The following is a 12,197-nucleotide window of genomic DNA, read 5'->3' on the forward strand; positions in this document are numbered from 1 at the left end:
GGGCGGTGGACCGGTTCGGGTCCACCGCCTTCGTCGTGCGTTCTGGTGCTGCTCGCTACTGGACCGCGGGGACCAGGTTGGTGACCGGTGCCACGAGGTCGGTGACCTGGTGCAGTTCGTTCAGCTTGTTGAGGTCGTTGAGCCCGGAGAGCTGCTCGGCGGTGCTGGGCAGTTGCGCCGCCTGGTCTTCCGGGAGCGCCATCGTGGAGAGCGAGTCGATGGTGCCGGTGGGCGAGATGGGTTCCACGGCCTGGGCCGCGGGGGTGGCGGCCGCGGCGGCGCCGACGGCGAGGAGGACAGCGCTGAGGGCACGTCGAGTTGAGATCATGCCGGGTTAACGGTGGGTGGGGGGCGGCGGATACGGGGGTTGCGGGGCGCCCACCCGTGAGGGCCAATTGTTCGACCAGGCGTCGGGGCTGCGGGGTCGTCGGTGCCTACGTCTCGGGGCTCTGCCCCGGACCCCGCTGCTCAATCGCCGCAGGGGCTTAATGAGCGACACGGGTGCGGAGCTCTTTCGCCCTGCGGAGGCCCGCCGGGTAGGGGAGGGAGTGGCCGAGGTGGGTGGCGTGGGTGAGGGCTGCTGCGGCTTCCGTGGGGGAGGCCAGGTGGGAGAGGGCCGCGGACCGGGCCAGGTGGGCCTCCGCCTCGGCCAGGCGTTCGCCGGTGCGTTCGGCTCGGGTGGCCTCCGCCGTCGCGAGTTCCAGGGCGAGGCGGGGGCGGCCCGCGTCGAGCTGGGCCCAGGCGGTCAGGGACGGCGCGGCGTCGGGGCAGTCGGCGAGGGCGCGCAGGGCCGCTTCGGGACGGCCGGTGCGCAGGGCGAGTTCGGCGCGGGCGGTGCCGACCTCGTGGCGGGCCTGGCGGTCGCCCAGGTGGTCGGCGGCGGGGGCGGCGCGGTCGAGGAGGTCCGCGGCCGCCGACGTGTCCCCGGTCCGCAGCCGGACCAGCGCCAGCGTCGCGAGCGCGTACGGCAGGCACCAGGCGCCGTCGCCCTCCGCGAGGGTCACGGAGGCCTCGGCGAGGGCGGTGGCCTCGTCGAACTGCTCCAGGAGGAGGTGGAGTTCGGCCAGGTTCAGGCGTTCGAAGGACGCCGCTGTCGGATTGCCGGAGCGGTCGGCGAGGTCGAGGGCGCGTTCGCCGCTCTCGACCGCCTCGCGCAGCCGGCCGTGGCGGCGCGCGTTCTCCCGCAGCGTGGACAGGACCGTGCCGAGCAGCGTCGGATCGCCGTACGCCTCGGCCGGGGCGAGCGCCCGGTCGCCGGCCTCGCGGGCCTCGGTGAGGCGGCCCGAGAGGCCCAGGTTGGTGGCCTGGAGGGCGTAGGAGCGGGCGATCAGGCCCTGGCCGCGGGCTCCGGGGACCCGGCGTGCGGCGTCCAGGGCCCGGCGGGCGGCGGCGTACCCGTCGTCGTACTCGCCCCTGACGCTGTGCAGCATGGCGTGGGACAGGTGGTGCACGGCGAGGGGTTCGGGGGCGGTGTCCGGGGCGGCGGGGTGGGCGCGGAGCGCGTCGGCGGCGGCGTCGAGGGCGCCGGTGCGGGCGAGGGACTCGGCGAGGCGGGCCGCCGTGAGCACCGCGTCGTCGTGGGCGCCGCGCCGGACGAACTCGGCGAGGGCCTGCCGCAGCGCTTCGGCCGCCTCCTCGAAGTGGCCCATCCGGGCGAGCACTTGGCTGTGGGCCAGGCGGGCGCGGGCCGCGTCGACGTCGAGGCGGGCGACGAGGTCGCGGTAGTAGCGGTCGGCGGTGTCGTTGGCGTAGAGGGCGGCGGCGCGTTCGGCGGCGCGGCGCAGGTATTCGGCGGCGCGCGGGTCGTCGGCGCGGGCGAAGTGCGAGGCGAGCGCGTCGACGGCGTCGGGGCGGCGGGCGAGGACGGCCTGCGCGAACGCGCCGTGCAGCTGCCTGCGGCGGACCGCGGTCAGCCGCTCGTAGCAGGTGAGGCGGACCAGCGGATGCCGGAAGGCGAGGCCCGGTTCGGGGCGCCCGGCGACCACGACCTGCCGCTCCTCCGCCAGGGCGGCCCCGATGGCCCGCTCGACCGCGTCGGCGGCCGCGGCCCCCGTCATCGGCGGGCGCAGGCCGTGCTCGGCGACGTCGAGGAGTTCGGACAGGGCCGCCTCTCCCCCGGCCACGGACAGCGCCTCGACCAGGCGGCGCGCGTCGGGGTCGAGCCGTACGAGCCGGTCCGCCACCAGCTCCCGCACGCCCTGGGGCGCGCTCGCGTCGGCCTGGCCCGCGGGCAGGTCGCGGGCGAGTTCGAGGGCGAACAGCGGGTTGCCGAGGGAGAGTTCCCACACCCGGTGCTCCTGCCCGGGGCGCGGCGCCGCGTCGCGTGCCACCGCGAGGCACGCCTCCCGGTCGAGCGGGCCCAACTCCTCGCGTACGGCGAGTCGTTGGCGTACGAGGAAGCTGAGGACGGAGCGGCGTGCGTCGTCTTCCGGGAGTTCCTCCTCGCGGTACGTCACGAGGAACCGCAGCCGGATGCCGCGGTCCGCCGCCCGTCGGGCCAGATGGCTCATGAGCTGGTACGAACCGCTGTCGGCGGCGTGCAGGTCGTCGAGGACCGCGAGCACCGGGCGGGCCGCGGCCAGATCGCCGAGCAGGGCGGCGCCCGCCCGGAACAGCCGGTCCCGCTCCTCCTCGGGGCTGCGCTCCCCCGGCGTGCGCACCTGCCCCAACGACGGCAGGAACGCGGCGAGTTCGGGGTACTCGGCGCCGATCCGCGCGCGTTGCCCGGCGTCGTGCTCGGCCAGCCACCCGTCGAGCGCGTCGGCGAACGCCCCGTACGGCGTGTACCCCTCCGCGTCCTGGCCGCCGCCCCACAGCACGGCCGTGCCGGACGCCGCGGCCCGGCGCGCCACCTCGCCGACCAGGCGCGTCTTGCCGACGCCCGGCTCGCCGATGAGCAGCGTGACCGGTGGCCCGTCGGCGGCGAGGAGCCGGGCGAGCACCGCGTCGCGGCCGTGCAGCGGGGTGGCGGGGGCGGCCCGCAGCAGCGCTGGCAACGTTGTCGTCACGGGGACCGGGGCGGGCGCCGCCGCGAGGGCCGCGCGGTGCAGCCGCTCCGTCTCGGGCCCGGGCCGGACGCCGAGTTCCGTATCGAGCGCCTCGCGGCACACGTGGTACTGGTGCAGGGCACGCCGCCGCAGGCCCTGGCGCAGGGCGGCGTCCATGAGGACGCGGTGGGCCAGCTCCTCCGCGGGGCTGGTGGCGAGGACCTGTTCCGCGGCGGTGGCCGCGTCCGCCGCCGCACCGGCCGCCAGGTGCGCCTGGGCGAGGCCGAGCAGCAGCCGCTCCTTCAGCAGGGCGAGCCGCTCGCGGCGCTCGTCGGCCCAGCTCGCGTAGCGGTCCTCGGGGAGCAGCTCGCCGGTGAACAGGCCGAGCGCGGCGGCCAGTTCGGCCACCCCCGCGTCGGTGAGCGCCGCCTCCGCCGCGGTCTCCGCCGCGTCGGCGTCGATCCGTACCGTCCGCGGGTCGAGGTAGAGCATCCCGCCGTCGGATATGAGATACGAGGACGCGGCGCGCGGCGCCAGTTCGGGTTCCAGGGCGTGCCTGGCGGCGTGCAGGGCGACGCGGAGGCTGCCCGTGGCCGACGACGGGTCGGCTTCGGGCCAGCAGATGTCCATGGCCTGTTCGCGGTGGAGGCGGTGTCCGGGGGTCACGGCGAGCAGCTTCACCAGGGTCCTGGCGCCGGGCCGGGGCCAGCGTCCGGCGGGTTCGGGGCCGCCGTCACGAGTGGCCCGGAAACCGTCGAAAAGGTGCAGACGCAGCAGCGGGGCACCGGAGTCGGGGCTGTCTTCCGTGCGTGGTGCGTCCATGAGGGCGCCACTGTAACCGAGCACGCCGAGGACCCCCTGGGCGTGTGCCCAGGGGGTCGGCCGCCGTCCGGTTCAGGTCAGGACAGCTTGAACGTCGACATCTGGTGGATGCCGTCGTCCAGGGAGAGGACGCCGCCGCCGAGCAGCTCAGCCGTCCGGTTGACGCCGAGGTGGTCGTAGTTCAGCGAGATCATCTCGTCGGTGCCGTCGCCGTCGAGGTCGGCGGCGAGGTAGCTGCGGCCGCCCATGAGGTTGGCGCCGCCGATGCCGGACTGGAACACGTTGCCGTTGTTCAGCTGCGACGGGTCGTACGCGGCGAGGCCCGCCTCGGTGCCACCGGCGAGCAGGCGCCGGCCGCCGGGTCCGTCGATGAATCCGGCCGTGCGCAGCGGCGCGATCACCGAGGCGTACGTGTCCTCCTTGCCCTCGCCCGGGTAGCCCTTGAACGTGCCGAAGCTGAGCTGGTACAGCGGGTCGCCCTGGCCGTCGATGAAGTAATTGCCGTGCGACCAGGGGCTGCCGCCCAGGATCTGACGGATCAGCTCGCCGGTGCGCCCGTCCCGGATCTCGGTCACCACGCGCGGCGAGGCCGTGGCCATGTCGCCCGACACCGTCGGGTCGGCCTTGATGATCCAGGTCCAGACGACCGCGTGGCCGTCGGCGTACGGGATCTTCGGCGAGGCGAAGACGCCCTTGCTCAGCACCGCGCCGTGCAGCTTGCCGTCGGCCGCCCTGCTCGGGGCCTTCGGGTCGGCGGTCCATCGCACGGCGCCCTTGCCGTCGAGGGCGACGCCGTTCACGACGGCGTCGGGGGCGTTGAGCGCGCCGAGGCTGCTGTACTGCGTGTAGATCCGCCCGCCCGAGACGACCGTGTCGGAGAAGGCCACGTCGCCCGCGCCCGAGGGCGCCGCGTACGACCACAGCTGGGTGCCGCTCGCGTCGTACACGCGCAGGGCGTCGCTCGGGACGAGGATCTCGGCCCTGCCGTCGTCGGTCACGTCGGCGACGGTCACCGAGCGGATGTACGCGCCCTTGCCGTCGATCGTCGACAGGGCCTTGCCGGTCCTGCCGTCGAGCACGGCGGTCGCGCTCTCGGCGGCCACGACGACGTCGTCCGTGCCGTCGCCGTTCACGTCACCGGTCGCGATGTCGTGCACCTCGCCGGGGACGGTGGCCTGCCACAGCTTCTTCGGGGAACCGTCGACGAGCGACGTACCGGAGTACGCCCACACGCCGCGCGAGGAGCCGCCGACGGCGACGTCCTTCTTGCCGTCGCCGTCGAAGTCCGCGGCCCCGCCGTGGTTCACGTCGCCCTGGAGCGGGGTCAGGTGCTTCTGGCTGCCGCTGCCCAGGCTGTAGTCGCGGATGTTCTGCTGCTGGTCGACGGTGCGGACGTAGTCGCCGCCGCCGGCGGAGTACAGCTGCTGGTACATCGGCGACGAGTTCAGGCCGTGCTGCCGCCACTTGACCTTGCCGCCGCCGGTGAACGCCGTCAGCGAGCCGTAGCGCAGGCCGCCGACGTTGCGCGCGTCGCTGATGTCCTGGTCGTCCTGCGCGGTGGCGTAGAGCGCGCCGCCCTTGGCCGCGAGGTTCCAGGTGCTGGGGCCGTCACCGTGATTGTCGGCGGAACGCTTGGTCGTGTACGTCCACTTGACCGTGGAGCCGTCCGAGCCGTCCAGGACCCGGATCGTGCCGGCGTTGACGTAGAACGACGAGGTGTACGTCGACTCGCTGACCGCGATCTCGGCGCCGCCGCCCGTCGCCGCGTCGCCGACCGTCAGGGCCGTGGGCAGGGCGTTGACCCGGCTGTCGAGCGTGCTGCGCCTGCCGTCGGCCAGGTCGTACGCGGCGATCTCGTAGCGCACCGCGTCGGAGGAGTCCGCCTGCTCCAGGGCGACGATCCGGTCGCGGGAGGCGTCGAGGCGGAGCTGGCGACCGTAAAGGGCGCTGTCCGTCTGCCACTTGACCGAGCCGTCGGCCGTGTCGAGGACGAGGGTGCGCCCGCGCGAGGCGTTCGCGTCGGTCTTGCGCAGGTCCCAGACCGCGGCGACCCTGCCGTCGCCGACGGCCTCCAGGGCGCCCCAACTGACGCCCGCGGTGGTGCCGGTGTCGTACGTCCAGGTGTGGTCCGGGGTCAGCTTCCCGTCGGCGTACGAGAAGCGGATGCCGGTGAGGGTGGACGTCTCCGTCGCGGGCGCGTTCTGGTTCAGGCGCGGCGCGTTGGCGACGAGCAGGGTGCCGTCGACCACCTTGATGTTGGTGGCGTACGAGTACAGCTTCGACCACACGGTCGTGCCGGTTTTCCCGTCGAGGACCGTCACGAAGGTGCCGGACTTCAGCGACGATCCGGGCGAGCTGATCAGCCGGGGGTCGCCGATGCCGACGGACGCGGAGAACACGATGTCCTTCGTGCCGTCACCGGTCAGGTCGGCGGTGTCGAAGCCCTGGTCCGAGTAGGGCGCGTACGGGGCGACCGCGTTGTAGCCCATGACGATCCGCGCCGGGTACGGCTCGGTCCGCCAGACCTGCAGCGGCTTGGCCTGCCAGTCCTTGTAGTACGAGGCGTTGGTGCGCGCCCAGGCGGTGGAGCCGTCGGCCTTGTGCAGCTGGACGTTGCCGAGGCTGTGCACGGTGAAGTAGCTGCCGTCGGAGCCTGCCGGGGCGGTCGCGGCGAGGCCGCGTGCGCCTTCCAGGGTGGACTTGTTGGTGAAGGTGACCTTGGTGGAGGGGTCGGCCGTGGCGTCCGCGGTGGAATCGCCCTCGGCGGCCTCCTCGTCGCCGGCGGTGGGGGCGTTGTCCCCGTACACGTCGACGTTGACGTGGTCGGCGAGCTTCTCGGCCTCGGCACTGGTCAGCTTCGCCGCGGTGCCCGCGTCGTCGGCGGCCAGGACGGGCGGCGCCGCCGTCAGCGTCAGGCCCGCCGCGACCAGGGCGGAGGCGAGCGTCAGGGCCCGCCGGGAGGTGGTGGCTCTCATGATCACTTGGCTCCCTGCGCGATGCGGATCGCCGAACCGGCCGTGAGCACGGCCTGGTTGTGCGCGTACTGGAGGGCGTCGGTGCCGGCCTGGTTCTCGATGCCGACGGTGGCGGAGGCGCCCGCTCCGGGCACGGCCTTGTACTGGAAGTCGATCGCGCCGGAGGCCTCGTCGAAGACGGCCTCGAAGGTGGCCCGCTCGCCGTTCGCGAAGAGCGCGTTGTTCCAGACGACCGCGAACTTCCGGTTGCCCGTGGTGCCGGTGGTGGCCGTCTGCACGCTCGACTTCTTGTCGAGGCTCAGGTCGTCCCAGAGCGGGGCGACGATCCCGTTCGGCTCGCCCTCCGTCGGCAGCGCCTCGTTGGCGTAGTCGCCCAGGCGCGGCGACAGGAAGTTGACCAGGCCGTTGGTGGTGACGGCGGCGCTCGTGTACTTCACGCCGTAGAAGGTGACCGGGAACGGCAGTGCGACCGTCCTGGCGTCCTCGTCACCGCTCAGCGCGACCTTGGTCGAGCCGGGGATCCAGGAGTACGTGGCCGGGGCGCAGGAGTTGCCCGAGTGGTCGCTGCGTTCCGGGAGCCGGACGGTGCGGTTCTCGTCGCCGTCGACCGTCAGCCCGGCCGCGTACCCGCCGTTGCACAGGAGGGGTTCGGTGGGCGTCACGGACAGCGTGTACGTGCCCTCGGCGACCTTCGGCAGCGTGAACGTGCCGTCGGAGCCGGAGGTGACTGAGTCGACCGGGGTGCCGGGGATCTCGACCCTGGCCTTGGCCAGCGGCTTTCCGGTGACGTCGAGGACGGTGCCGGTGACGGCGTGCCGCGGCAGGACGGTGAGCGCGATGTCCTGGGTCAGCGGGCTGCCGGAGGTCAGCTCGACGCCGGAGAGCGTCCTGGTCGCGTAGCCGTACTCGGCGACGGTGAAGTCGTACGTGCCCGGGACCAGCGCCAGCTTGTACGTGCCCTGGGGGCCGGTGGTCACCTTGTGGTCGCCGTCGGCGCCGGCGGCCTTGACGGTGATGCCGGAGACGGCCTCGCCGGTGTCCTTGTCGGTGATCCTCCCGGTGACGTCGACGGCGTCGCGCGGCGCCTTGGCGACGGAGGCGAGGATGTCGAGCTTGCCCTCACCCCACACGTTGTTCATGCCGGCGGTGCCGCCGCAGTGCGTGTCGTCCACGTCGCGGGCGCCCTCGTCGAGGAGCCTGCGCGTCTCGTCGATGTTGCTGATCAGCGACGGGGCGGCCGACCACAGCAGGGCCACCGATCCGGCGACGTGCGGTGTCGCCATCGACGTACCGCTGATGGTGTTGTACGAGCCGCCCGGCCACGCCGAGGTGATGTCGACGCCCGGCGCCGAGATGTTCGGCTTGGCCGAACCGTCCACCAGGGAGGGGCCGAAGCCGGAGAAGTCGGCGATCGTGCCTGCGGAGTCGTACGCGCCGACACCGTAGGCCGGGGCCTGCGCGCCGGGCGCGGCCGTGGTCGAACAGGTCTTGCCGTCACCGTCGTTGCCCGCGGCGAACGCCTCGAAGATGCCCGCGGAGTTCCACGCCTCGACGATGTCCTGGTAGAACGTCGTCTGCCCGCCGCCCCACGAGTTGTTGACGATGTTCGGGGCGAGGTCCGGGCGCGGGTTCTGCCCGTTGCGGTCGGTCGGCGCGAGGATCCACTGGCCGGCGGCGAGCGTGTCGGCGTCGACGCACTCGCCTCTCGATCCCGCGCAGGCCTTGGCGGCCATCCACCGCGCGTTCGGCGCGACCCCGATGCCGTTCTTGCCGGCGATCGTGCCCATGGTGTGGGTGCCGTGGCCGTTGTCGTCGCACGGCGTGCTGCTGGTGGCGCAGGTGCCGGTCGCGTCGTAGAAGTTGTAGTCGTTCGTGACCGTGCCGTCGCCGTTGTTACCGCGGTAGTTGGCAGCGAGGTCCGGGTGGTCTGCCTGCACACCGGAGTCGACGCTGGCGACGACGATGCCCTCGCCGCGGTCCTCGTACTGGTCCCATACCTGGTCGGCCTTGATGTCGGAGATGCCCCAGGCGGGGGTGGCGTCGCCGACGGCGTCGCCCTCGGCGGTCGTGCGCGAGTCGCTGACCTTGGCGTCGGACGTCTCCATGCCGTCGAGCCGGTACGTCCGCGACTTGACGAGCTCCTTGACGTCGGGGCGCTTCGCGAGCCGCTCGACGAGGTCCTGGTCGCCGCGGACCTTGACTGCGTTGGCGATCCAGTAGTCCTCGTGCCCGACCTTCTCCTTGTCGAGGAAGGCGGTGAGCGGCTTCTGGCTCTCGGCGGCATGGGACTTCAACGCCTTGTACGCGGCCGTGGCGGCCTTCGCGTGCGTGCGCTGCTTCTTCGCGGCCAGCAGGTCGGCCCTGTCTTTGAGGACGACGAAGAAGGTGGCGTCGCCGCCCTGGGAGACGGCCTTGTCCAGAGCGGAGTCGACGGCGGCCGACGTGGGGGCGGGTCCTGCGACGGCGGGTATCGCGCCGGCCAGCAGAGCGGCGGCCGCGGTCAGCGACGCCGCCGCCCAGGCGGTTCGTCTGCGCCTCGGCGGTCGGGGCAGGGGCATCGGGCACTCCTCGGGGAGGGTACGGGGTGCCCGAAACCTAGGAAGCGGCCGTTACTGCGCCATTACAGCCCCGGTGGCCCGCCCGGCGACCCGGCCCGTCACAGGTTCAGCCCCCGCGCCCGCAGCCACGGCAGCGGATCGATGCCCGAGCCGAACCGCGGCGTGACGCGCACCTCGAAGTGCAGATGCGCGCCGCTGACGTTGCCGGTCGCGCCGGACAGGCCGAGCGCCTCGCCCGCGTCGAGCCGGTCTCCGGTCCTGACGCCGATCCGGGACAGGTGGGCGTACTGCGTGTAGTAGCCGTCGGCGTGCCGGACGACGACCTGGTTGCCGAAGCCGTCGCCGCAGCCCGTGTGGACGACGGTGCCCGCGCCGACCGCCCGCACCGTTGTCCCGGTGGGCACGGCGAAGTCCTGGCCGGTGTGCGTGTGCGACCACAGGCGGCCGCCCGAGCCGAAGCCCGCCGACAGCGGGGCGGGGCTCACCGGCTTCACCCAGGCCCGCCCCTTGCCGCCCCGGTCGTGCGCGCCGATGTCACCGCGCCCGCACGCCCCGCCCCCGGACGGCATCGGCGGCCCGGCCGCGAGGGCCCGCGCCCGGGCCCGCCGCACCTCCTCCTCGGCCCGCTCCAGCTTCGCCTCGATGTCGTCACGGGCGGCCGAGCGGCGCCGCTCCTGCGCCTTGAGCCCCTTCACCAGCCGGGCGGACTCGGCGCGCCGGTCGGCGACCCGGTCCCTGGACGCGGTGACGCGGTCGGTGAGCTGCCGGGCGGCGCGGTCGCCGCGGCCCGCGCGGACGGTGGCGTCGAGGGCCCGCTGCGGGGAGGACGAGGTGAGCAGCGGGAGCATCGTGCCGAGGCCCGACGCGCCCCGGTACGCGCTGCGCGCCTGGCGCCCGAGGGTGGCCCTGAGCGCGTCGAGCCTGCGCTGCTCGGCGGCCTGCCTTCTGGTGACCTCGGCGAGCCGGCGCTCGCCCTTGCGCGCGGCGGCCCGTGCCTTCTCGTGCGCGGCGACGGCCTTCGACGCCTCGTGCATGAGGTGCCCGGCGCGGACCGAGAGCTGTCCGATGCCGGGACCGTCGTCCGCGGACGCCCGTCCGGCGCATGGGACGAGGAGCGCGGCGACCGCCGCGGCCACGCATGCTGCCGTCCCCGTACGCCGTGTTCCGTTCCGTCGTACACATCGCATCGACCGAATGTCGCAAAAAGTACAAGCCGGACGGCCGTACGTCGCCGCGTCGCCCGCCCCGAGTCCATCGGACGTACTACACGCGACGATCGTCACAGGTGGCCCTGTATCGACCGCGTGTACCCTTGACGTGCAAGCGAAGGGGAGTAGCCCCGCGAACCGGTCGTCGACACACTGGAACCCCCGGGTTCCCGGTGGCCGGGCTCGGACCGCCTCGGCGGGACGGGTGGGCGAGACCTTCGACCAGGCAGAACACAGCACACGTACGCAACCGTGCCTACGTGTGTCCGCTGCCGGGTCGAGTGGTCCTCCCTACGCAGCGGGGCGGGGACCGCGCCGATCCGGCCCGCACAGAAAGCGTCCCCATGGACCTCGATCCCCTGGCGATCGTCACCGCCTTCGGACTGATCTTCCTCGCCGAACTCCCGGACAAGACCATGTTCGCCTCACTGGCCATGGGCACCCGGATGAAGCCCCTGTACGTCTGGTTCGGCACGTCCGCCGCGTTCCTCGTGCACGTCGCCATCGCCGTCGGCGCGGGCTCGCTGCTCGGCCTGCTGCCCGGCTGGATCGTGAAGGTCGTCTCCGGCCTGATGTTCCTCTTCGGCGCGTTCATGCTCCTCAAGGGCGGCGACGACGAGGACGACGAGGACGCGGCGGGCGCGAAGACCGTCACCGGTTTCTGGCCGGTCTTCGGCACGGCGTTCATGGCCGTGTTCATCAGCGAGTGGGGCGACCTCACGCAGATCACCACCGCCAACCTGGCGGCCACGAACGGCACCTGGTCGACCGCCATCGGCTCCTGGGCGGCCCTGATGTCCGTGTCCGCGCTCGCGCTGGTCGCCGGGCGGTTCATCGCCAAGCGGGTGCCGCTCAAGACCGTTCAGCGCATCGGCGGCTTCTGCATGCTCGCGCTGGCCATCTGGTCGTTCGCCGAGGTGTTCACCGGCTGACGCACCATGGCGCGCTTGACCGGGCACCTTCCACGCATGCAAAATGCATGCATGGTGGCACTGCAGATTCGTGACGTTCCGGACGAGGTCCGCGCCATACTGGCCGACCGCGCCCAGCAACTGGGCCAGTCCCTCCAGGCGTACCTCCTGAACCTCGTCACCGACGAAGCGAAGCGGGCGGACAATCTCGCGCTCCTCCGGGCTTTCGAGGACCGTACGGACGGCAGCGCCGAGCCCATGGCGGACACCGTCGCCGAGATCGAGGCCGCACGCGAGGAGCGGCTCCGGTGATCGTCGTGGACGCGTCCGTGCTCACCGAGGCACTGACCGGCGACGGCACGGTGGGCAAGGCCGCGCGCGCCCGGCTCATGCGCGACAACCACTGGGCCGCGCCCGAGCACCTCGTCGTGGAGACCTTCCACGCGGTCCGCGGCCGGCGACTCGGCAGCAAGATCACACAGGAGCGGGCCGACGCCGCGATCGCGGCGCTGGCCCGCATGTCGATCGAGACCGTTGACGTGCAGCGCCTCCTGCCGCGCATGTGGGAGTTGCGCGCCAACGTTTCCGGCTACGACGCCGCGTACATCGCGGCAGCCGAAACCTTCGCGTGCCCCCTGGTCACGGGCGACGCACGGCTGAGCCGCTGCAAGGCCGCCCGCTGTGAGGTCGAGGTCATCAGCTGACCGGATTCGACCGCTCTCCCTCTTGCCCTGCC

At 73.2% G+C, this 12,197-nt stretch carries 8 protein-coding genes; 3 read left to right on the forward strand and 5 right to left on the reverse strand.

Translation table 11 applies throughout. From position 1 onward, the window contains the following. Nucleotides 1–55: 55 nt before the first annotated feature. The 5 genes from ACFV9W_RS21525 to ACFV9W_RS21545 all read right to left on the reverse strand — a co-directional run bounded on the left by ACFV9W_RS21525 (nt 56) and on the right by ACFV9W_RS21545 (nt 10,478). Nucleotides 56–328, reverse strand: coding sequence for a hypothetical protein (locus ACFV9W_RS21525; protein ID WP_385763203.1), 273 nt, complete (start codon nt 326–328; stop codon nt 56–58). 157 nt (nt 329–485) lie between these two features. Further along, entirely contained in the window at nt 486–3,809 is a 3,324-nt protein-coding gene (locus tag ACFV9W_RS21530) for an ATP-binding protein (protein ID WP_385763205.1), read from the reverse strand. 77 nt (nt 3,810–3,886) lie between these two features. Continuing rightward, complete coding sequence (locus ACFV9W_RS21535) at nt 3,887–6,784, reverse strand: FG-GAP repeat domain-containing protein (RefSeq protein WP_385763207.1); 2,898 nt, start codon at nt 6,782–6,784, stop codon at nt 3,887–3,889. Between the two features lie 2 nt (nt 6,785–6,786). Next, on the reverse strand, nt 6,787–9,342 hold the full coding sequence (locus ACFV9W_RS21540; protein ID WP_385763209.1) for a S8 family serine peptidase: 2,556 nt from the start codon (nt 9,340–9,342) through the stop codon (nt 6,787–6,789). A 98-nt stretch (nt 9,343–9,440) separates the two neighbouring features. Then, nucleotides 9,441–10,478: a murein hydrolase activator EnvC family protein gene (locus tag ACFV9W_RS21545; protein WP_385763211.1), complete on the reverse strand. Its 1,038-nt coding sequence runs from the start codon at nt 10,476–10,478 to the stop codon at nt 9,441–9,443. Nucleotides 10,479–10,894: 416 nt separating this feature from the next. Here ACFV9W_RS21545 and ACFV9W_RS21550 point away from each other — a divergent pair, with 416 nt between their 5' ends. From ACFV9W_RS21550 to ACFV9W_RS21560, 3 genes are read left to right on the forward strand one after another with little or no spacing between them, the layout of a single operon-like run. Beyond that, nucleotides 10,895–11,482 carry a TMEM165/GDT1 family protein gene (locus ACFV9W_RS21550; RefSeq protein WP_385763213.1) on the forward strand — a complete coding sequence of 196 codons (588 nt, stop codon included), beginning with the start codon at nt 10,895–10,897 and terminating at the stop codon, nt 11,480–11,482. A 51-nt stretch (nt 11,483–11,533) separates the two neighbouring features. After that, on the forward strand, nt 11,534–11,773 hold the full coding sequence (locus tag ACFV9W_RS21555; protein ID WP_385763215.1) for a hypothetical protein: 240 nt from the start codon (nt 11,534–11,536) through the stop codon (nt 11,771–11,773). Further along, complete coding sequence (locus ACFV9W_RS21560) at nt 11,770–12,165, forward strand: type II toxin-antitoxin system VapC family toxin (RefSeq protein WP_385763217.1); 396 nt, start codon at nt 11,770–11,772, stop codon at nt 12,163–12,165. Before ACFV9W_RS21555 ends, ACFV9W_RS21560 begins: the two co-directional genes overlap by 4 nt. The last annotated feature ends 32 nt before the right edge of the window (nt 12,166–12,197 follow it).

The organism is Streptomyces sp. NPDC059897 (genome assembly GCF_042730865.1).
In the GTDB taxonomy this organism is placed as follows: Bacteria; Actinomycetota; Actinomycetes; order Streptomycetales; family Streptomycetaceae; genus Streptomyces.

Excerpts from the sequence above, each read along its gene's own strand:
- ACFV9W_RS21525 (WP_385763203.1), bottom strand. The coding sequence starts at position 328 with ATGATCTCAACTCGACGTGCCCTCAGCGCTGTCCTCCTCGCCGTCGGC.
- ACFV9W_RS21530 (WP_385763205.1), bottom strand. The coding sequence starts at position 3,809 with ATGGACGCACCACGCACGGAAGACAGCCCCGACTCCGGTGCCCCGCTG.
- ACFV9W_RS21540 (WP_385763209.1), bottom strand. The coding sequence starts at position 9,342 with ATGCCCCTGCCCCGACCGCCGAGGCGCAGACGAACCGCCTGGGCGGCG.
- ACFV9W_RS21555 (WP_385763215.1), top strand. The coding sequence starts at position 11,534 with ATGGTGGCACTGCAGATTCGTGACGTTCCGGACGAGGTCCGCGCCATA.
- ACFV9W_RS21550 (WP_385763213.1), top strand. The coding sequence starts at position 10,895 with ATGGACCTCGATCCCCTGGCGATCGTCACCGCCTTCGGACTGATCTTC.
- ACFV9W_RS21535 (WP_385763207.1), bottom strand. The coding sequence starts at position 6,784 with ATGAGAGCCACCACCTCCCGGCGGGCCCTGACGCTCGCCTCCGCCCTG.